General features: G+C 67.7%; 17 protein-coding genes. 7 read left to right on the top strand and 10 right to left on the bottom strand.

The window, feature by feature from the left end; genetic code table 11:
- Positions 1-110: 110 nt before the first annotated feature.
- Together murJ and ABZ906_RS23385 are read right to left on the bottom strand one after the other, a co-directional pair.
- On the bottom strand, positions 111-2390 hold the full coding sequence (gene murJ / locus ABZ906_RS23380; RefSeq protein WP_361385512.1) for a murein biosynthesis integral membrane protein MurJ: 2280 nt from the start codon (positions 2388-2390) through the stop codon (positions 111-113).
- A gap of 47 nt (positions 2391-2437) precedes the next feature.
- Entirely contained in the window at positions 2438-4783 is a 2346-nt protein-coding gene (locus ABZ906_RS23385; RefSeq protein WP_361385871.1) for a DUF6049 family protein, read from the bottom strand.
- A 192-nt stretch (positions 4784-4975) separates the two neighbouring features.
- Between ABZ906_RS23385 and ABZ906_RS23390 the strand changes: the two genes are divergently transcribed.
- Positions 4976-6442: a CCA tRNA nucleotidyltransferase gene (locus ABZ906_RS23390; protein WP_361385515.1), complete on the top strand. Its 1467-nt coding sequence runs from the start codon at positions 4976-4978 to the stop codon at positions 6440-6442.
- Positions 6443-6544: 102 nt separating this feature from the next.
- On the opposite strand, the gene ABZ906_RS23395 is transcribed toward ABZ906_RS23390, so the two are convergent.
- From ABZ906_RS23395 to ABZ906_RS23410, 4 genes are all read right to left on the bottom strand, one after another.
- The gene (locus ABZ906_RS23395; protein ID WP_361385518.1) at positions 6545-7024 is read right to left on the bottom strand and encodes a hypothetical protein; all 480 of its coding nucleotides are present in this window, start codon (positions 7022-7024) and stop codon (positions 6545-6547) included.
- A gap of 113 nt (positions 7025-7137) precedes the next feature.
- Positions 7138-8394 (bottom strand): MFS transporter, encoded by a 1257-nt coding sequence (locus ABZ906_RS23400; protein ID WP_361193773.1) that lies wholly within the window; start codon positions 8392-8394, stop codon positions 7138-7140.
- A 76-nt stretch (positions 8395-8470) separates the two neighbouring features.
- The gene (locus ABZ906_RS23405) at positions 8471-9553 is read right to left on the bottom strand and encodes an inositol-3-phosphate synthase (RefSeq protein WP_361193770.1); all 1083 of its coding nucleotides are present in this window, start codon (positions 9551-9553) and stop codon (positions 8471-8473) included.
- Positions 9554-9612: 59 nt separating this feature from the next.
- Positions 9613-10299, bottom strand: a complete 687-nt coding sequence (locus ABZ906_RS23410) for a PadR family transcriptional regulator (RefSeq protein WP_361385521.1) — start codon at positions 10297-10299, stop codon at positions 9613-9615.
- 373 nt (positions 10300-10672) lie between these two features.
- Between ABZ906_RS23410 and ABZ906_RS23415 the strand changes: the two genes are divergently transcribed.
- Together ABZ906_RS23415 and ABZ906_RS23420 are read left to right on the top strand one after the other, a co-directional pair.
- Entirely contained in the window at positions 10673-13399 is a 2727-nt protein-coding gene (locus tag ABZ906_RS23415; RefSeq protein WP_361385524.1) for a transglycosylase domain-containing protein, read from the top strand.
- Between the two features lie 144 nt (positions 13400-13543).
- Entirely contained in the window at positions 13544-15094 is a 1551-nt protein-coding gene (locus tag ABZ906_RS23420) for a glycosyltransferase 87 family protein (RefSeq protein WP_361385527.1), read from the top strand.
- A gap of 119 nt (positions 15095-15213) precedes the next feature.
- On the opposite strand, the gene ABZ906_RS23425 is transcribed toward ABZ906_RS23420, so the two are convergent.
- From ABZ906_RS23425 to ABZ906_RS23435, 3 genes are all read right to left on the bottom strand, one after another.
- Entirely contained in the window at positions 15214-16245 is a 1032-nt protein-coding gene (locus ABZ906_RS23425) for an alanine racemase (RefSeq protein WP_160506093.1), read from the bottom strand.
- A 90-nt stretch (positions 16246-16335) separates the two neighbouring features.
- Positions 16336-17457 carry a peptidoglycan bridge formation glycyltransferase FemA/FemB family protein gene (locus tag ABZ906_RS23430; protein WP_361193760.1) on the bottom strand — a complete coding sequence of 374 codons (1122 nt, stop codon included), beginning with the start codon at positions 17455-17457 and terminating at the stop codon, positions 16336-16338.
- Between the two features lie 146 nt (positions 17458-17603).
- Positions 17604-17915 carry a hypothetical protein gene (locus ABZ906_RS23435; protein ID WP_361193759.1) on the bottom strand — a complete coding sequence of 104 codons (312 nt, stop codon included), beginning with the start codon at positions 17913-17915 and terminating at the stop codon, positions 17604-17606.
- Positions 17916-18192: 277 nt separating this feature from the next.
- Here ABZ906_RS23435 and rpsF point away from each other — a divergent pair, with 277 nt between their 5' ends.
- The 4 genes from rpsF (at position 18193) to rplI (ending at position 19922) form a co-directional block, all read left to right on the top strand.
- Positions 18193-18483 (top strand): 30S ribosomal protein S6, encoded by a 291-nt coding sequence (gene rpsF, locus ABZ906_RS23440; protein WP_006604399.1) that lies wholly within the window; start codon positions 18193-18195, stop codon positions 18481-18483.
- 80 nt (positions 18484-18563) lie between these two features.
- Positions 18564-19163, top strand: coding sequence for a single-stranded DNA-binding protein (locus ABZ906_RS23445; protein ID WP_361385529.1), 600 nt, complete (start codon positions 18564-18566; stop codon positions 19161-19163).
- 57 nt (positions 19164-19220) lie between these two features.
- Positions 19221-19457, top strand: a complete 237-nt coding sequence (gene rpsR, locus ABZ906_RS23450) for a 30S ribosomal protein S18 (RefSeq protein ID WP_003949403.1) — start codon at positions 19221-19223, stop codon at positions 19455-19457.
- A gap of 18 nt (positions 19458-19475) precedes the next feature.
- Positions 19476-19922, top strand: coding sequence for a 50S ribosomal protein L9 (gene rplI / locus ABZ906_RS23455; protein WP_361385532.1), 447 nt, complete (start codon positions 19476-19478; stop codon positions 19920-19922).
- Positions 19923-20030: 108 nt separating this feature from the next.
- On the opposite strand, the gene ABZ906_RS23460 is transcribed toward rplI, so the two are convergent.
- Entirely contained in the window at positions 20031-21368 is a 1338-nt protein-coding gene (locus tag ABZ906_RS23460; RefSeq protein ID WP_361385535.1) for an MATE family efflux transporter, read from the bottom strand.
- Between the last annotated feature and the right edge of the window lie 43 nt (positions 21369-21411).

The raw sequence follows: 21411 nt of genomic DNA on the forward strand, positions 1-21411 counted from the left end.
CTGCCTCCCCATCCATCGCGCTTCGTCAGACGCCAAAGCCAATTGTGCCCACAGTCCGGCGCTATGCACGACACGCAGTAGCCGGTGATGGTTGTGCGAACTCCCCGATCTCACCGTCCGAGACGGCCGCGGACCATGCCGACCATGGAATTCAGCTCCGCAATCCGCATCTTTCGGGCGGCGATGAAGAACACCCCTCCGAGGACGACTCCGCCGACCACCAACGCGATGAGTGAACCACCGGCGCCGCTGCCCAAAGTCTTGAGGATTCCGTAACCAACGGCTCCGGCGAGGAGCGCCGCCGGGATCGAGGCTCCGATGAGCCTCGTGTACGTACGTGCCACCTGTGCGCCGTCCAGGTCGCCGCCCAGCCGCTTGCGCAGCCGGCGCCAGGCGACGCCTACACCGACGGCGTAGGCGAGGCCGTAGGACGCCGCCATGCCGACGACGGCCCACCGGGCGGGCAGGACATAGAAGCAGACGGCCGATGCCGCCGCGTTGACGGCCGCGACGATGACCGTGTTGTAGAACGGCGTGCGCGTGTCCTCGTAGGCGTAGAAGCCCCTCAGGACGACGTACTGGACCGAGTACGGGATCAGGCCGAGGCCGAAGGCCATCAGGGTGTAGCCGATGTTCAGTGCGCCGGAGCCGGAGCTGGCGTAGAGCAGGGTCGCCATCGGGACGCCCAGGGCGATGAAGGCGAAGGCGCACGGCACGATCGCCACGGCCGAGGTGCGCAGGCCGTAGGAGATGTCGTCCCGGACCGCGGCGGGGTCTCCGTCATTGGCGGAGCGAGAGATTCGGGGCAGCACCGCGGTCATGACGGAGACCGTGATGATGGCCTGCGGCATCTGCCACAGGAGCAGTGCGTAGTTGTAAGCGGTGATACCGGTACCGGGGTGCCCCAGCTTCTCGGCGGTCGCACCCGCGCTGGTGGCCAGCTGAGTGACGACGATCATGCCGAGCTGGTTGGCGAGGACGAAGAAGAGGGTCCACTTGGCGAGCCGCGCGGCCTTGCCGAGGCCGTGACCGCGCCAGTCGAAGCGGAGCCGGATCTTGAATCCCGTCTCGCGCAGGTACGGCAGCATCGCCAGGGCCTGCACGGCGAGGCCGAGCAGGGTGCCGATGCCCAGCAGGCGGGCGCCCTCGGGAGTGATGGTGGTGGCGTCGATGTCCGTGTCGTTGAAGCTGCCGAAGGCCCAGATGAACGCCACGAAGGTGGTGATGACCACGATGTTGTTGAGGACCGGCGTCCACATCATCGCGCCGAAGCGGCCGCGTGCGTTGAGGACCTGGCCGAGCACGATGTGCACGCCCATGAAGAACATCGTCGGGATGCAGAAGCGCGCGAAGGTGACCGTGACGTCCATCCGGACGGGGTCGCTCGCGATCGTCGGCGACATCATGCGGACGAGCAGTGGCGCGAACACCACACAGATAACGGTGACGCCCGCGAGGAGGACCATGATGAGCGTCAGCAGGCGGTTGGCGTAGCCCTCGCCGGCGTCGTCGTCGTTCTTCATGGCGCGCACGAGCTGCGGGATGAAGACCGCGTTCAGGGCGCCGCCGCCGACGAGGACGTAGATCATCGTCGGAAGGACGTTGGCGACCTGGTAGGAGTCGTTGAGGGTGCCGACGCCGATCGCTGCGGCCATGACCAGGGTGCGTGCGAAGCCGGTGAGGCGTGACACCAGCGTGCCCGCGGCCATCACCGCGCTCGACTTCAGCAGGCTCGCCGCCCGTCCGCCGCCGCCCGACTTCGGGGGAGCCGGGGAGGGAGCCGGGGGAGCTGCCGGGGCCGGGACCATCGGGGGCTCGGCGGGCTGGTAGCCGCCCTGAGGGGGGTAGCCGTCCTGCTGCTGGTAGCCGTTGCCCTGGGGATAGCCGTTGCCCTGGGGGTAGCCCTCCTGCTGGTACCCGCCGGGCTGCTCGCGGTAGCCGCTGGGCTGCTGGTCGCGGAAGAGGTGAGCGAAAGCGTCCGGCTCGTGGCGTTCCTCACCGGCCTGGGTGACCAGGTCGTCGACGCCCACGAACTGCGTCGTACGGGCGTCGTCGCCGTACGGGAGGTGCCGGGTCGGGCCTTCGGGCTCGGGGGCCGGGGTCTGGGCCCACACGCGGGGGTCCGGGGCGTGCTGCGGGGACGGCGGCTGGGCGTAGAGCGGCTGAGGGTCCTGGTAGTAGCCGGGAGGCGGCGGGGGGTGCGCGGCGCGGTCGTACAGCGCCTCGGTCACCGGGTCCTGGGCGGTGAGGTCCTGTGCCCGGTAGGGATCCTGGTCGTAGGCGTCCTGGAGGTACAGGTCCGGGGCAGGCTGCGGTGGCACCTGCTCGCCCTCAGGAGGACCGGCGTCGCCGGCCCCCTGGCCACGGTCACCGTCGTACGGCGCGTTCATGGATTACCCCACCTCATCGTCCCCGGGCCCACCGGCCACGACATCGCTCAACGGTCCACTCTCTCACCCGTGTCCGACGGGTCGGCGCTTTCCGGAGCGGTGTCCGGTGTCGGGTCACTCGGCTGCTCGGGGTCGTCCTCCCCCGGCTCGGTGCCGGACTCGCCGTCGGGGCCGTCCTCCGGGTCTTCCTCGGCCTGCTGGCGGGCGGCCCGCTTGCGCTGGGTGTACATCCGGAATCCCGCGAGCACCAGGAGCAGCACGCCGCCCGCGATGACCAGCATCACGGTGAGGGTGATCTCGGTGACCTTCACGTCGAAGTAGACCGCATCGCCGTATGGCTGGCCGTCCTGGGTGTAGAGCTGGGCATAGACCTCGACCGGGCCGTTGGCATTGGCCGTGGTGGTGAACTTCACCGACTGGGCGTGGCCGCCCGCGACCTTGACCGGCTGTTCGTAGTAGGCCTTGTCGCCGATCTTCAGACGCGTCGGGTTCGACGACGTCAGGCGCAGAACCAGGTTGTCGACGCCCTGGACCAGGTTGTTCTGCACCGTCACCGGGATCGTCGCGCTGCGTCCGGAGAGCTTCGCGTCGGACTTCGAGATCAGCGCCACCTGTTTGACGAGCGTGTTCAGGTACGTCTCCACGCCCTTGCGGAATGTCCCCGCCTCAACGGCCCGGCCGCGCCAGGACGTCGACATCTCGCGGTCTATGGCGCGCCCGAAGGGCGTGATCACGCGGTCGGGCTCGCTGAGGATCGTCTGGAAGCGGTTGAGCTTGTTCTGGGTGCTCTGGATGGACTTGAAGGCATCCTTCGGGAGTTCCTGCTTGCGCAGCGACGCCGGATAGGAACCGGCCGAAGGCACCTGGGTCGAGGCCGACGAGTCCGGCTTCGCCTTCGCGGCGGCCGAGAGTCCCTGCGGCTCCGACCAGCGTTCGTCGGAGAGGGCGGTGAGCGCCTTCGCCATCGTCTGGGCCTGGCTGGCGGACGGCATGCGCTGCGGGGCGACGACGATGCTGCGCTGTTTGTCCGGATTCTGCAGCGTGATCATCAGGCTCTGGGCGAGGAACTTCTGTGCGGCGAGCGTGGAGTTCTCGGCCCGCGTCATGTCGCCCTGGAAGGCCGTGGAGAGGCGGGCATCGGCCACTACGGCCGTTGTGCCGCCGCCGATGGGGCGGGCGGCGTTGGGCGTGTAGGGCAGCCCGCTGGACTCGCGCAGGCTGTCGCTCCGGGCGATCACCGTGTGGGCACCCGCGGAGGTGGAGACATCGACGATCGACGGATCGATGGCGCCGTTCACGGGCCATGCGAAGTCCGACTGCGGCTTGACGTGGAGGGTGACCTCCACGGCCTTCGCACCCGCGTCGGTGGCGTCCTTGAGCTGGCCCAGTGAGCCGGTGACGGACCTGCCGTTGTGGGCGAGCGAGGCGAGGTCGGGGTCGGCGAAGGGCAGCGCGACGACCTTCTTGTCCTTCACGGTCTGCTCGAGCTTGTTGAGCCACTCCCTGGCGACCGCCTGGTGCTTGCCCGCGGTGGTGCCCTTGCCGTCGGCGTCCTGCACGCGGTAGCTGCGCGTCATGCGGTCGACCGAGGTCAGCAGATCGGGGTCGATGACCCAGGTGACGTCGAGCTCGCTGCCCTTGGACAGCATCTGCTCCAGGCGACCGCCCGGAGCGAGCTCCTTGGCCAGGTCGTCATCCGTGAAGACGGGCGTCTGCTGCTCGTCCGAGCCGGTCTCCGCCGTGAGGTGCGAGGTGGAGATGAGCGGCCACAGGACGGTCGTCTTGGTCTTCGTGCCGGCGGCGTCCGGCTGCCACGGCAGGAAGGTCCGCTCGAAGCCGAGCACCTGGGACCACGGCTGGGCGCTGGTCCGGCCCGACAGCGAGACCCCGAGCTGGTAGACGCCGTCCTCGCCGAGGTCCAGAGCCTTGACCGGCACGGAGATGCTGAAGTCCTGCGGAACGCCGGGGGCGAGCTTGGAGAACTTCTCGACGTACTTGCCGCCGACCTCCGTGCCGTCGGCTCCCTGCTGGTAGCCGGTGCGCTTGGCGGCGGAGTCGATCGCGCTGCGGCCGTTCAGGACCGGCCCCAGGCGCAGCCCGACCTCGGCTCCCGTCACCGGCTGCTTGCCGTCGTTGGTGACCGTCCCGCGGACGGTGACCGTGTCGCCGTCCGTCGGGGCGGCGGGTGTGAGGGAGTCGAGCGAGACGTCCACGGTTCTCGAACCGGTGGCACTCGCCGCCGCGGTCGGTGCCGCGGCGTGTGCGGTCGGCTCCGCCGACAGCTGCAGCATGCCGGTCAGCAATGGGGCCGCAGCCAGCAACGCTGCCGTACGCCGCAGCCACCGGCGGGCAGGTGAGGGACTGGTCCCCGGGAAGTCTGCCGCCTCGGCCACGCGTTGCCCGTCCTCGTCGTCGTCAGTGGTCGTCGGTTGTGCGTCCACGCATGGTAACGAGGTGCGCTGTGGCGAAGTGCCGCGGACTGCTCCACATGATCGGAAGACCTGGCCGGGGAGGGGCGCGCGGCCCGGGCTGCCCGCCGAAAACCGGGCGGCCGGCGGTGTCCGGGGCACGTACCCTTTTCTGTTGTGCCGAACGCCAATGAAGAAAATTCCAGCGCACTGAGCCAGGTGCAGCGCCGCGCGGTCAGTGAACTGCTGCGTGTGTCCCCTGTCGCGGACGACCTCGCCCGCCGTTTCCAGGAGGCCGGGTTCTCCCTCGCCCTGGTCGGCGGATCGGTCAGAGATGCGCTCCTTGGCCGGCTCGGCAATGACCTGGACTTCACGACCGACGCCCGCCCCGAGGATGTACTGAAGATCGTCAGGCCGTGGGCGGATTCGGTGTGGGAGGTCGGGATCGCCTTCGGCACGGTCGGGAGTCAGAAGGTTGCCCGCGTCGGAGACGCTGACCAGAGCTTTCAGATCGAGGTCACGACCTACCGTTCCGAGGCGTACGACAGGACGTCGCGCAAGCCCGAGGTGTCGTACGGCGACTCCATCGAGCAAGATCTCGTGCGCCGTGACTTCACGGTCAACGCGATGGCCGTCGCGCTTCCCGAGAAGGACTTCATCGACCCGCACGGCGGTCTCGAGGACCTGGCGGAGCGTGTCCTGCGCACCCCCGGAACCCCGGAGGACTCCTTCTCCGATGATCCGCTGCGGATGATGCGGGCCGCGCGGTTCGCAGCGCAGCTGGACTTCGAGGTGGCTCCGGACGTCGTCGCCGCGATGAAGGCGATGGCCGAGCGCATCGACATCGTCTCCGCGGAGCGCGTACGTGACGAATTGAACAAGCTGCTTCTCTCGCCGAACCCGGCGAAGGGACTTGCTCTACTTGTCGACACGGGCCTCGCCGACCGTGTGCTGCCCGAGCTTCCGGCACTGCGTCTGGAGAGTGACGAGCACCACCGTCACAAGGACGTCTACGACCACTCGCTGATCGTCCTGGAGCAGGCGATGGCGCTCGAGGAGGACGGTCCCGACCTGACGCTGCGGATCGCCGCGCTGCTGCACGACATCGGGAAGCCGCGAACGCGGCGCTTCGAGGACGACGGCCGGGTCTCCTTCCACCACCACGAGGTGGTGGGCGCCAAGATGGCCAAGAAGCGCATGACGGAGCTCAAGTACTCGAATGAGCTCGTGAAGGACGTCTCGCGCCTGGTGGAGCTGCACCTGCGCTTCCACGGCTACGGGACGGGCGAGTGGACGGACTCGGCCGTGCGGCGCTACGTACGCGACGCAGGCCCCCTCCTTAACCGGCTGCACAAGCTGACCCGGTCCGACTGCACGACGCGTAACAAGCGCAAGGCCAATGCGCTGTCGCGTGCGTACGACGGCCTTGAGGAGCGCATCGCGCGGCTTCAGGAGCAGGAGGAGCTGGACTCGATCCGCCCCGACCTGGACGGCAACGAGATCATGCAGATCCTGGACGTACGGCCGGGTCCGGTGATCGGCCAGGCGTACAAGTTCCTGCTTGAGCTGCGGCTGGAAAATGGGCCGATGGAGAGGGACGCGGCGATCGCGGCGCTCAAGGAGTGGTGGGCCGAGCAGGAGTGAGGTGCGGAACGGCGTCATGTTTCACGTGAAACATGACGCCGGATCCGGACATGCGAAGGGGGCACTGTTTCACGTGAAACAGTGCCCCCTTCGCGTATGCCGTTACTTGTTCTTCAGGCAGAGCACCACGTCGTGGCCGCCACCGGTCTGGTAGTAGGAGACCTCGGTCCCCTTGACCGCGTCGCACTTGCTGACGCTGCTCGTGCTGTCGAACTTCTCGATGACCTCGAACTCGGCGTCGCTCGAGGAGCAGTCGGTGTTCTTGAGGTCCGGCTGCGACTGCGTGCCCTTGTTGTGCAGGCAGTCGCCGACGGCGGTGGTCTCGGCATCGCTCTTGCCCAGCTGCCACTTGACGACAGCGATGACGATGCCGATGACGATGACGGCACCTATCCGCAGGACCAGCTTGTTGACGCGTCGGCCGCCACTCGGAGCGGCCGGAGGCGGAACCGGGGCGCCCTGGTTGTACGGCGGGTAGGGCTGCTGCTGCGGAACGCCGGGCTGGCCGGGCTGTCCCGGCTGACCGGGGTGCGGCTGCACGCCCTGGCCGTACGGATTCTGGCCCTGGGGCGGTGTGGTCACTTGGGGGTCCCCCTAGAACGAAAGCGCGATGGCGCGGATGCGACGTCCGTAAGTTATAGGGAGGCAGTGACATCTCTAAAGCTCAGAGGGGCACTGTGGCATTGATGTGACACTTACTGCGCGTCAAATCTGGCCATAGCGGCAGCAATCGCTGCGTAGATAACGGCTACCGTGACCACCAGAGCAACCGACCGTCCGTCAGGCGGCAGCATCAGGGCCGCTACTCCCGCCGCGCCGACGAACGCGACGTTGAAGAGGACGTCGTAGACCGAGAAGATCCGGCCACGGAAACTGTCGTCCACCGACGACTGCACCACCGTGTCCGTGGCGATCTTCGCTCCCTGCGTCGTGAGGCCCAGCAGGAACGCGGCGATCAGCAGTGGGACGGGTGCGAACGGGAGGGCGAGCGCCGGTTCCAGGATCGCCGCGGCACCCGCGCAGACGACGATCCAGCCGCCGGCCGACAACCGGCTCACCGCCCAGGGAGTCACCACGGCCGCCGCGAAGAAGCCCGCCCCCGAGACCCCCACGGCGAGCCCGAGCAGGGCGAGTCCGTCGGACTCCGAGGACGACCACGCGTACCGGCAGAGCATCAGGACCATGACCGACAGGGCGCCGTAGCAGAACCGCATCAGCGTCATCGCGAGGAGCGCGCGGGCGGCCGGGCGCCGCTGCGACAGATGCCGCACTCCGGCCACCAGGTCCCGCGCCGTACCGGCCAGCGCCGCTGTGAGGCGTGGCCTCATCAACTCGGGGTCCGGACCGAGGAGCTCACGCGCCATCCGCAGCGAGGCGAGCGCCGCGCACAGGTACAGCGCCGCCCCGAGGAGCACCACCGCCGCGTCCGAGTCGGACCCCACCAGGCGTACGACGAAGGCGAGACCGCCGCCCACGGTGGCTGCCAGCGTCCCCGCGGTCGGCGAGAGGGAGTTGGCCATCACCAGGCGTTCGGCATCGACCACCCGCGGCAGTGCTGCCGAAAGCCCGGCGAGAACAAAACGGTTCACGGCCGTGACACAGAGCGCGGAAGCGTAGAAGAGCCAGTCGGGCACGCCGCTCAGCATCAGCACCGCGGTCACCGAAGCAAGAGCGGCCCGCAGCAGATTGCCGTACAGAAAAACCTGTCGGCGTGGCCAGCGGTCGAGGAGCACACCGGCGAAGGGGCCGATCAGGGAGTAAGGGAGGAGCAGCACCGCCATCGCGGAGGCGATCGCGGCCGGCGAGGTCTGCTTCTCCGGGGAGAAGACCACGTACGTGGCGAGGGCCACCTGATAGACGCCGTCCGCGCCCTGGGAGATCAGCCGGACGGCGAGCAGGCGCCGGAAATCCCGCAGACGCAGTAATACGCCCAGGTCACCGACGACAGCCATGGTCACAGCCTCACATATGAGAAGGGCCCCCGGCAGATCACCCGGGGGCCCTCAACAATCGTTCGAGCGGCGAGCTCTAGCGCTCGACCTCGCCCTTGATGAACTTCTCGACGTTCTCGTACGCCTCGTCGTCGAAGTACTGCACCGGCGGGGACTTCATGAAGTACGAGGACGCGGAGAGGATCGGGCCGCCGATGCCGCGGTCCTTGGCGATCTTCGCGGCGCGCAGGGCGTCGATGATGACACCGGCCGAGTTCGGGGAGTCCCAGACCTCGAGCTTGTACTCCAGGTTCAGCGGGACGTCACCGAAGGCACGGCCCTCGAGGCGGACGTACGCCCACTTGCGGTCGTCGAGCCACGCGACGTAGTCCGACGGGCCGATGTGGACGTTGTTCTCGCCGAGCTCGCGGTCGCGGATCTGCGAGGTGACGGCCTGCGTCTTCGAGATCTTCTTGGACTCGAGGCGGTCGCGCTCCAACATGTTCTTGAAGTCCATGTTGCCGCCGACGTTCAGCTGCATCGTGCGCTCGAGACGGACACCGCGGTCCTCGAACAGCTTCGCCATCACGCGGTGCGTGATGGTGGCGCCGACCTGGGACTTGATGTCGTCGCCGACGATCGGGACGCCCGCCTCGGTGAACTTGTCGGCCCACTCCTTGGTGCCGGCGATGAAGACCGGGAGGGCGTTGACGAAGGCGACCTTGGCGTCGATGGCGCACTGCGCGTAGAACTTCGCGGCGTCCTCGGAACCCACGGGCAGGTAGCAGACGAGGACGTCGACCTGCTTGTCCTTGAGGATCTGGACGACGTCGACGGGGGCCTCGGCGGACTCCTCGATGGTCTGGCGGTAGTACTTGCCCAGGCCGTCGTGGGTGTGGCCGCGCTGGACGCTGACGCCCTTGTTCGGCACGTCGCAGATCTTGATGGTGTTGTTCTCGCTGGCGCCGATGGCGTCCGAGAGGTCGAGGCCGACCTTCTTGGCGTCGACGTCGAAGGCGGCGACGAACTCGACATCACCGACGTGGTAGTCGCCGAACTGGACGTGCATCAGGCCCGGGACCTTGGCGTCCGGGTCTGCGTCCTTGTAGTACTCGACGCCCTGGACCAGCGAGGCGGCGCAGTTGCCCACGCCGACGATGGCTACGCGAACCGAACCCATTCCGGTTGCTCCCTGTGTGATTCGTGTATTCCGGATGAGACCCTGCGGATCGCGGGGTCTCACTTGGCGGTGTCATCGGACGGATCCGGCGGCGGGTTATCGCCCCGCCGCCGGGGCAGGCCGCCCGACTCCCCAGATGTGCTGTCGTGCTGAGCGGAGCTGTCCGGGGCGGACCGTTGCTGGTCCCGTCCCGCTCGCTCGCTCTCGATGAGCTCGTTCAGCCAGCGCACTTCGCGCTCCACGGACTCCATTCCGTGCCGCTGCAGCTCAAGCGTGTAGTCGTCCAGGCGCTCCCGGGTACGGGCCAGGGAGGCGCTCATCTTCTCCAGACGCTCCTCGAGGCGGCTGCGACGCCCCTCGAGCACCCGCATGCGTACGTCCCGCGATGTCTGCCCGAAGAAGGCGAAGCGGGCGGCGAAGTGCTCGTCCTCGTACGCGTCCGGGCCGGTCTGGGAGAGCAGTTCCTCGAAGTGCTCCTTACCTTCCGCCGTCAGCCTGTAGACGATCTTGGCGCGGCGCCCGGAGAGCGGGGCCGCGAGGGCCTCCTCGGAGGTGCCGCTCGATTCCTCGATCAACCAGCCGTTGGCGACCAGCGTCTTGAGGCAGGGGTAGAGCGTCCCGTAGCTGAAGGCGCGGAACACTCCCAGCGAAGTATTGAGTCGTTTACGCAGCTCATAGCCGTGCATCGGGGACTCGCGCAGCAGGCCGAGGACGGCGAACTCGAGGATGCCGGAGCGCCTGCTCATCTTCGCCTCCCGTCTGCCGGCGTCTGTCGACACGGTCTTTATGCCGAGCTGATGTATCGACTCGATACATCGAGACGATAGAACGGCCTCCTTGCTGAGACAAGGGGGGAAACGGTGAACGGCGTCACATCACCGATTCGTAGGAAGTAACTTGCCTGATTTGGGGTGAACTTCTGCCCTAAGAGGGTTTTGACGGTGCGTAGTCTGTGCGCCATGCAGACCGCCGGGAACCACGTGACACCTGAGGGCGTCGTTGTCCCTGGTGTAGTGCGGATGAGTGCCGGGACGGGCTCATACGTACTTCGGGGGGACCGGAAACCAGCCGCCGTTTCCAGGCGCGGATACCTGCGCCTGCCCGAGGAGTAATCGTTCGATGAGCGAGCACCGTCGCAAACCGCCGCAGCCGCAGGGCGGCGGACGCGCCGCGGCCAGACGCGGCGTCCCAGGCGCGTCGTCGGGTCGCCGCGCGGCACCGCGTGGCGCCACTGGATCGCCCTCTTCCTCAACCGGCTCGCACGGATCAGGGGCCCCCGACGACGGGGACCGGTCCTACGGCGGCCGTGCCGAGGCCCGTCGTGCCGCGCAGCGCAGCGGTTCCGTCGGCTCCGGCGGTCGCCGCAGGGCGTCCGACGGGGCAGGTGCCGGGCGCGGAGGCGGCCGGCGCGGTGGCGGTGGCCCGAACGGGCCGGGCCGCGGCCGGGGCCGCGGCGGTCATGAGCCCCGCAAGAAGCGGTTCATCGACTACCCGCGCGCGGAGAAGGACGGTCTGCGGCGCTGGGTCCCGTCCTGGCGTCTGGTCACCGGCCTGTTCGTCGGGTTCCTCGGAAGCCTGATGGCGGTCACCGGGATCGCGTACGCCTTGGTGGGAGTTCCCAAGGTCGACGATGCGGCCACGGCGCAGAACAACGTCTATTACTGGGCCAACGGCAAGCAGATGGTCGCGACCGGTGGTGAGACGAACCGCCAGATCATCGACTACGAAGACATCCCCAAGGAGATGCGCACCGCCGTCATCTCGGCCGAGAACAAGACGTTCGAGGACGACAAGGGTGTCGACCCGATGGGCATCACGCGTGCCCTGGTCAACATGGCCAAGGGCGGAGAGACCCAGGGTGGTTCGACCATCACCCAGCAGTACGTGAAGAACGCGCGCCTGGGCGACCAGTCGCAGACGTTCACGCGTAAGTTCAAAGAGCTCTTCATCTCCATAAAGGTCGGCCGGCAGGTCTCCAAGGAAGAGATCATGGCGGGCTACCTCAACACCGCCTACTACGGCCGTGGGGCCTACGGCATCCAGGCCGCCGCCCGTGCCTACTTCGGCGTGGACGCCAAGGAGCTGGACCCCAGCCAGAGCGCGCTCCTGGCGACGGTGCTCAAGGGCGCCACGTACTACGACCCCGCGGGTTCGCCCGAGGTCGACCCGGCGGCCTCACGGGAAGCCAACACTGCCAGGGCCACCAAGCGCTGGACGTGGATCCTCGACGAGGAAGTCAAGGACGGCCACCTGACCGCCGAGAGGCGGGCCAAGTACAAGACGTTCCCGAAGCTGGAGAACCCCCGCTCCAACGCTCAGCTGGGCGGGCAGGTCGGCTATCTGGTCGACCTCGCCAAGGCGTACGTGATCAACAACAGCGATGGCCGGATCACGGCCAACGACCTTCAGCAGGGCGGCTACGAGATTCACACGACCTTCGACAAGCGGAAGGTCGAGAAGCTCGAGAAGGCCGTGATCAAGGTCCGCAAGGCGAACCTCAACACCAAGCTGCGACCGGACAAGGACAAACACGTCCAGTTCGGTGGCGCGTCCGTGAATCCCAAGGACGGCGCGATCGAGGCCATCTACGGCGGTGAGGACGCGACCAAGCACTTCACCAACAACGCGGACCAGACCGGTGCCCAGGTCGGCTCCACGTTCAAGCCCTTCGTGCTTGCGGCGGCGTTCAAGGACGGAACGCGCGACCCGGACGGATTGCCGGATCAGGCCGAGGGCGAGCGCACCATCGTCAACCCCAAGAGCCTCTACAGCGGCAAGAACAAGCTCAAGATCCAGAACTACGACGGCAGTATCTGGAAGGACAAGGAAGGCAAGGAGTGGCTGCAGACCAACGATGGTGGTGCGGACTACAACGCGCCGACCTATCAGATTGATCTCCGCGAGGCGATGCGGGAGTCGGTCAACTCCGCCTATGTGCAGCTCGGCATGGACGTCGGTCTGGACAAGGTGAAGGCGGCGGCCATCGACTCCGGCATCAAGGAGAACAGCCTGGCCAGCGCCAATTACCCGTCCTTCTCGCTCGGTACGTCCTCTCCGAGCGCGATCCGGATGGCCGGCGCGTACTCCACCTTCGCGAGCAGCGGCAAGCAGAACGATCCGTACTCGGTGAAGGAAGTCGAGCACAAGGGCAACACCGTCTTCGAGCACGAGACGCAGACCAAGCGGGCCTTCGACGAGACGGTCGCCGACAACGTCACCGATGTCCTTCGGACCGTCGTCGACAAGGGCACAGGCACCTCGGCGAAGCTGAGCGGCCGCCAGGTCGCGGGCAAGACCGGTACGACCGACGGCAACAAGTCGGCCTGGTTCGTCGGGTACACCCCGCAGCTGTCGACCGCGATCAGCATGTACCGGCTCGACGACAACGAAGGGAACAAGAAGCGAGAGTTCCTGGAGATGTTCGGCACGGGTGGCCAGAAGAAGATCCACGGTGCCTCGTTCCCCGCGGAGATCTGGCACGACTACATGGAGCAGGCCCTCAAGGGCGAGTCCGTGATCAACTTCCCTGTGCCGAAGGAGATCGGCACGGTCGTCGGTGAGACTCCGCCGCCTACCCCGACCCCGACCCCGTCGAAGACCGAGGAGCCGGATAAGTCACCGACGCCGACCCCCTCGGACACCGGGACGTCCCCGACTCCCTCCGGCAGTCCGGACCCCACTGAGTCCTGTTCCGACTGGGACTGGCAGTGCGAGAACGACGGCGGTGCCACGGAAGGCGGGGACACCGACGGCAGTACCGGCGGGGAGTCGCCGCCGACCACGCCTGATCCGCCGGGCCAGAACGGTGGGGACGACGGAGGCTTCATCCGCGGATCGTCAGGCTGACGGAGGTTCTCCGCGCGGGTGTTTCACGTGAAACGTACGGTTTCACGTGAAACATGCGCCGGGGGCGCCGATACGGGCCGATGAGGGCCGCCGCACCGCACCGGTGTGGCGGCCCTCTCCGTGTTCTCAGGTGCGTACGGCAGGATGTGCGGCATGCCCAGTGCAGAGACGACGCGCACGAGCGTGCACACGACGACTAGTGCACAACAGCCGGATCCCGTACGGCCGACCAAGGAGGATGAGGTCGCCGCGGCCGGCAGTGAGCTGATCGGCGGTCCCATCGGCCGCAGAGTGCTGTACGCGGCGACGTGGTGGACTCCCGTACGCGTCATTGCGCTCATTGCCATCGGAATGTTCGCGCTCGGCATGGTGCAGAAGCTGCCGTGCTACGACGGCGCCTGGTTCCAGGGTGCGAGCTCGCAGTACACGCACGCCTGCTACTCCGACATCCCGCATCTCTACCAGGGGCGTGGCTTCGCCGACGGGCTCGTGCCCTACTTCGACAAGCTGCCGGGCGACATGGAGTACCTCGAGTACCCGGTGCTGACCGGTGTGTTCATGGAGGTGGCCTCCTGGCTGACGCCCGGCAGCGGCAGCATCCAGCACCAGGAGAAGTTCTACTGGATGGTCAACGCGGGGATGCTGATGGCCTGCACGGCGGTCATCGCCGTCTGTGTCGCCCGCACCCACCGGCGCCGCCCCTGGGACGCCCTGTTGGTCGCCCTGGCGCCCGCCTTCGCGTTGACCGCCACCATCAACTGGGATCTGTTCGCCGTCGCTCTCACGGCCGCCGCGATGCTGATGTGGGCCCGCGGAGGGGCGCTCTCGGCGGGGATCATGCTCGGCCTTGCGACCGCCGCGAAGCTCTACCCGGCACTGCTCCTGGGCCCGCTGCTCATCCTGTGCTGGCGGGCGGGGCGCTGGCGGGCCTTCTGTACGACCGCCGGAGCCGCGGTGGGGGCCTGGCTCGTGGTGAACCTGCCCGTCATGATCACGCACGACGCGACGGGCTTCCACATCCGCGAGGGCTGGGCGAAGTTCTACACCTTCAGCCAGGAGCGGGGCGTCGACTTCGGATCGTTCTGGCTGATCCTCTCCCAGCGCATGGACGAACCGCTGTCCACGGACACGGTCAACACCCTGGCGACGGCGCTGATGCTCCTGGCCTGCCTCGGAGTCGGCGCGCTGGGTCTGACCGCGCCGCGCCGTCCGCGCTTCGCGCAGCTCGCCTTCCTGGTGGTCGCCGCGTTCATCCTCACCAACAAGGTCTACTCGCCGCAGTACGTACTGTGGCTGATCCCCCTCGCCGCGCTGGCCCGGCCGCGCTGGCGTGACTTCCTGATCTGGCAGGCGTGCGAGGTCGCGTACTTCCTGGGGATCTGGTTGTACCTCGCGTACACGACGAGCGGAGACGCCCACAAGGGCCTGCCGACCGAGGGCTATCAGCTCGCCATCGCGGTCCACCTGCTGGGGACGCTGTACCTGTGCGCCGTGGTCGTGCGCGACATCCTGATGCCGGAGAGGGACCCGGTGCGGCGGTCCGGCGACGATGACCCCTCAGGGGGCGTCCTGGACGGCGCACAGGACGTCTTCGTCCTGGGGCAGGCGGCGCATCCCCCGCGGCACGCGGCCCACGCCACCGAGGGGGCGTCGGTGCGGTGGGGATCGGCGGCGCCTACCGACGTTTCACCCTGAGCGAACAGGCCGCAGAGGCGGTCGGGAAAGACCGAAGGGCCGGGAGCGACGCTTGTCGCTCCCGGCCCTTCGGCCTGTGGTCGGTCCGGCTGCTCGGCGTGGAGTCGGGCCGGCTGTGCTCAGCGGTCGACGATGCGGTCGAACTGGGTGGTGGTGTGCCGCAGATGGGCCACCAGTTCCTCGCCCACCTTCGGCTCGGGAGCGTCCGACGGCACGAAGAGGATGGAGACCTGCATGTGCGGCGGCTCCGCGAACCAGCGCTGCTTGCCGCCCCAGACGAACGGCGACAGGTTGCGGTTGACCGTCGCCAGTCCCGCGCGGGCCACACCCTTCGCGCGCGGCACCATGCCGTGCAGCGCCTTCGGGGCCTCCAGGCCGACGCCGTGCGACGTACCGCCCGCGACGACGACCAGCCAGCCGTCGGAGGCGACCTTCTGCTGGCGGTAGCCGAAGCGGTCGCCCTTGGTCACCTGCGTGACGTCCAGGACGGCGCCGCGGTACTCGGTGGCCTCGTGATCGCCCAGCCACAGATGCGTGCCGATGCGCGCACGGAAGCGTGTCTGGGGGAACTGCTGTTGCAGGCGGGCGAGTTCATTGGCCTTGAGGTGGCTGACGAACATCGTGTGCAGGGGAAGGCGGGCGGCACGCAGCCGGTCCATCCAGCCGATGACCTCCTCGACGGCGTCCGAGCCGTCGGTGCGGTCCAGCGGCAGGTGGATCGCGAAGCCCTCGAGCCGCACGTCCTCGATGGCCGCGTGCAGCTGTGACAGCTCCTGCTCGCTCACGCCGTGCCGCTTCATCGAGGACATGACCTCGATGACGACGCGGGCGCCCACGAGGCCGTGTACGCCGTCCAGGGACGACACGGAGCGGATGACGCGGTCGGGCAGCGGCACCGGCTCCTCGCCCCGCCGGAACGGGGTCAGGACCAGCAGATCACCGCTGAACCAGTCCTTGATCCGGGCGGCTTCGTACGTGGTGCCGACGGCGAGGACGTCGGAGCCGAAGCGGGTCGCTTCCTCCGCGAGGCGCTCATGGCCGAAGCCGTAGCCGTTGCCCTTGCAGACCGGGACGATTCCCGGGAACTGCTCCAGCACGTGCTTGTGGTGTGCCCGCCAGCGCGCGGTGTCGACATAGAGCGTGAGCGCCATGGCCGGATCCCGGAACCTTTCTCGTGGCTGCCGTGTATCAGAGGTAAGAGGACTGTTTGTGACTCTGTGAATTGTGCCGGGTCAGCGCGGTCAGCGGCGTGACATGTAGATGTCGAGGGCCTTGTGGAGCAGCTTGTTGAGCGGGAAGTCCCACTCGCCGATGTACTCGACAGCCTCTCCACCCGTGCCCACCTTGAACTGGATCAGGCCGAACAGGTGGTCCGTCTCGTCCAGAGAGTCGGAGATGCCCCGAAGGTCATAGACGGTGGCGCCGAGCGCGTAGGCGTCCCGGAGCATCCGCCACTGCATCGCGTTCGAGGGCCTGACCTCGCGGCCGATGTTGTCCGACGCGCCGTAGGAGTACCAGACGTGCCCGCCGACGACGAGCATCGTCGCCGCGGACAGGTTCACGCCGTTGTGCCGCGCGAAGTACAGCCGCATGCGGTTGGGGTCCTCGGAGTTGAGGGCCTGCCACATCTGCTGGAAGTAGCCCAGCGGCCGCGGCCGGAACTTGTCGCGGATCGCGGTGATCTCGTACAGGCGCTGCCATTCGGCGAGGTCCTCGTAGCCGCCCTGGACGACCTCGACGCCGGCCTTCTCGGCCTTCTTGATGTTGCGTCGCCACAGCTGGTTGAAGCCCTTGAGGACCTCGTCCAGGGAACGATTGGCCAGCGGCACCTGGAAGACATAACGCGGCTGTACGTCACCGAAGCCGGCGCCGCCGTCCTCGCCCTGCTGCCAGCCCATCTTCCGCAGCCGGTCGGAGACCTCGAAGGCACGCGGTTCGATGTGCGAGGCCTCCACGTCCCGCAGGCGCTTCACCTCGGGGTTCTGGATGCCCGACTTGATCGCGGGAGCGTCCCAGCGCCGGATGACGACCGGCGGGCCCATCTTCACGGAGAAGGCGCCCTGCCGCTTCAGATGCGCGAGCATCGGCTGCAGCCAGTCGTCCAGGTTGGGTGCGTACCAATTGATGACCGGGCCCTCGGGAAGGTAGGCCAGGTAACGCTTCACCTTGGGCAGTTGCCGGTAGAGCACGAGGCCCGCGCCGACGAGTTCGCCGGTCCGGTCGTCGAACCAGCCCAGGTTCTCCGAACGCCATTCACTCTTCACATCCGCCCATGCCGGGACCTGGCAATGACTTGCCGACGGCAGGCTCTGGATATACGCCAGATGCTGCTCGCGACTGATGGTCCTCAGGGTCAGACTCATTCGGGGCGCTCCTCGGGCTGGTGTGTCCCCATGGGTACAGGGGCTCCGGCTCTCGCGCCGAAGCCTACTGTGCCCCGAGAGCGCCCCGTCTGGGCGTACGGCACCTACGCCCCCGGCCTATGCCGGGCGGGGGCGTCGAGCGGCGGTTACCAGAGCCCGCCGAAGAGTCCGCCGTGGGCCATACCCAGGAAGAATCCGACTGCCGAGGCGCCGAGGCCGATGATCAGGCCAAAGCGCTCGCGGGTCGTTTCCGAGATGACATGTCCCCACGTGCCCGTGGCGATCCCCAGCAGGCCGGCCCATGAACTGAGCAGATGGAGGTTGTGGAACATCGCCGTGACGAAGGCGACCACGCCCAGCACCAGGGTCACGCCGACCAGCGCGTCCTGCATGGGATGGCCCTTGCCGTCCGTGGCGAAGAGGGAACCAGCGGTATTCGGTCGCAACGTCTGTGCCATAAGGCACCTCCTGCGTAAGGCGGCGCATCGTAGCGCCATGCACACCCGATGTGTACAGATTCTCCCCTCCGGTAGCCGGATTTCAACCGGAAGCCCGGGTGCGGGTAGTGTGTACCGTCTGCACCGGTGTCTGCCCAGACCATGGCAGGGACTCCCGATCGGCCTACTGATCCGGGAAGCCCGATTGTCAGTGGCTGCCGATACCGTTGCTTACGCATCACGACCCTCCTGCCACGGAACGACCGTGGCCGCTGAGTCCAAAGGAGGTGGGTTCCACATGCGTCACTACGAAGTGATGGTCATCCTCGACCCCGATCTCGAGGAGCGCGCTGTCTCCCCGTTGATCGAGAACTTCCTTTCCGTCGTCCGTGAGGGCAACGGAAAGGTCGAGAAGGTCGACACCTGGGGCCGTCGTCGTCTCTCGTACGAGATCAAGAAGAAGCCCGAGGGCATCTACTCGGTCATCGACCTGCAGGCCGAGCCTGCGGTCGTCAAGGAGCTCGACCGCCAGATGAACCTGAACGAGTCGGTCCTCCGGACCAAGGTCCTCCGTCCCGAGACCCACTGAGCTTTCTAGCTCAGCGGTAATCGGGATCCGAGTAGCAGCAGCAAAAGCAGCCAGCAGCAAACCCGCCGAGAGGTTCCCCCATGGCAGGCGAGACCGTCATCACGGTCGTCGGCAATCTTGTCGATGACCCCGAGCTGCGCTTCACCCCGTCCGGTGCGGCGGTCGCGAAGTTCCGTGTCGCGTCCACTCCCCGCACTTTCGACCGTCAGACCAACGAGTGGAAGGACGGCGAGAGCCTCTTCCTTACCTGCTCGGTCTGGCGTCAGGCGGCGGAGAACGTCGCGGAGTCGCTTCAGCGAGGCATGCGCGTCGTCGTGCAGGGCCGGTTGAAGCAGCGGTCCTACGAGGACCGTGAGGGCATCAAGCGCACGGTCTACGAGCTGGACGTCGAGGAAGTCGGCGCCAGCCTGAAGAACGCCACGGCCAAGGTCACCAAGACCACCGGTCGAGGCGGCCAGGGCGGCGGCGGATTCGGCGGCGGTGGCGGCCAGCAGGGCGGCGGCAACTGGGGCGGCGGCTCCGGTGGCGGTCAGCAGCAGGGTGGCGGCGGTGCTCCCGCCGACGACCCCTGGGCGACCGGTGCGCCGGCCGGCGGCGGCCAGCAGCAGGGCGGCGGCGGTGGCTGGGGCGGAAGCTCCGGCGGCTCCGGCGGCGGCTACTCGGACGAGCCCCCCTTCTAGGCCTCAGGGCCAAGGGTGGGCCGTTCCCACACTTCTTGATCACACAGGAGAAACACCATGGCGAAGCCGCCTGTGCGCAAGCCTAAGAAGAAGGTCTGCGCATTCTGCAAGGACAAGGTCACGTACGTGGACTACAAGGACACGAACATGCTGCGGAAGTTCATTTCCGACCGCGGCAAGATCCGTGCCCGCCGCGTGACCGGCAACTGCACGCAGCACCAGCGTGACGTCGCCACGGCCGTGAAGAACAGCCGTGAGATGGCGCTGCTGCCCTACACGTCCACCGCGCGATAAGGGAAGGGTGACCGAATAATGAAGATCATCCTCACCCACGAGGTCTCCGGCCTCGGTGCCGCCGGCGAGGTCGTAGACGTCAAGGACGGCTACGCCCGCAACTACCTGATCCCGCGGAACTTTGCGATCCGCTGGACCAAGGGTGGCGAAAAGGACGTCGAGCAGATCCGTCGTGCTCGCAAGATCCACGAGATCGCGACCATCGAGCAGGCCAACGAGGTCAAGGCCAAGCTCGAGGGCGTCAAGGTCCGTCTGGCCGTCCGCTCCGGCGACGCCGGTCGTCTCTTCGGTTCCGTCACCCCGGCTGACGTCGCTTCGGCGATCGAGGCCGCTGGTGGTCCGAAGATCGACAAGCGTCGTGTCGAGCTCGGCGCGCCGATCAAGACGCTGGGCGCCCACGCGACGTCCGTGCGTCTGCACCCCGAGGTTGCCGCTCAGGTCAACATCGAGGTCGTCTCCGCCTAAGCGCTGCGCTTGGCAGAGCTGAAGCAACCGTTGGGCCGCACCCTCTGGGGGGCGGCCCAACGTGTTTCACGGAACGCGGCTGTTTCACGTGAAACGGCCGGGCGTGTGTCAGCGGGTGGCGCCGGTGACGATCCAGTGGCCGGAGCGCGTGCGCAGCCACAGGGTGAGCATGCGGACCGTCATCATCAGCGTCATCGCTCCCCAGACGGCGGCCAGGCCGCCGCCGAGGACCGGCACCAGGAGCGCCACCGGAGCGAAGACCGCCAGTGTGGCGAGCATCGCCCACGCCAGATAGGGGCCGTCGCCCGCTCCCATCAAGACACCGTCGAGGACGAAGACGATGCCGCACACCGGCTGGGCGATGGCCACCACCACGAGCGCGGGCAGGGCGGCGTCCTGGACGACGGAATCGCCGGTGAAGAGCGGGATGAACAGCGGACGAGCGAGGACGATCAGCACGCCGAGCAGGACCCCTGAGCCGATGCCCCACTGCACCATGCGGCGGCAGACGTCGCGTGCGCCTTGGGCGTCGTTCGCCCCGAGGTAGCGGCCGATGATCGCCTGGCCGGCGATGGCGATGGCATCGAGCGCGAAAGCCATCAGGCTCCACAGGGACAGGATGATCTGGTGGGCGGCCACATCGGCGTCACCGAGGCGTGCGGCCACCGCCGTCGCGATCATGAGGATCGCCCGCAGCGAGAGCGTACGGACGAGAAGGGGTGCGCCTGCTTGGGCGCAGGCCCTGATGCCGGCGGCGTCGGGGCGCAGTGAGGCGCCGTGGCGTCTGGCGCCGCGTACGACGACGAAGAGGTACACGGCTGCCATCGCGCACTGGGCGATGACGGTGCCCCAGGCGGAACCGGCGATGCCCAGGCCGGCGCCGTAGACGAGGCCGACGTTGAGAACGCCGTTGGCGACGAAGCCGCCGATCGCCACGTACAGCGGGGTCTTTGTGTCCTGCAGCCCGCGCAGCACACCGGTGGAGGCGAGCACGACGAGCATGGCGGGGATGCCGAGCGAGGAGATGCGGAGGTAGGTGATCGCGTACGGGGCCGCGGTGTCCGATGCGCCGAAGAGTTCCACGAGCGCGGGTGCGGAGGGAAGGACGACGGCGATGACGGCGGCGCCGAGCAGGAGAGCGAGCCAGATGCCGTCCATGCCCTGGCGGATGGCGGACTGGAGATCTCCGGCGCCCACTCGGCGGGCGACGGCGGCCGTGGTCGCGTAGGCGAGGAAGACGAAGACGCTCACGGCGGTGGTGAGGAGCGCCGAGGCGACGCCGAGTCCGGCCAGTTGTGCGGTGCCGAGATGCCCCACGATGGCGCTGTCGGCCATCACGAAGAGAGGCTCGGCGACGAGTGCGCCGAAGGCGGGAACGGCGAGCGCGATGATCTCGCGGTCATGCTGTCGCCGAGCGGCCTTGGTCGCCGCGGGAGCCTGTGTCATGGGCACCAATCTAATCTTCCACAGGTAAGAGATGCAATGCCCG

It is taken from the genome of Streptomyces sp. NPDC046925 (genome assembly GCF_040644915.1).
Lineage (GTDB): Bacteria > Actinomycetota > Actinomycetes > Streptomycetales > Streptomycetaceae > Streptomyces.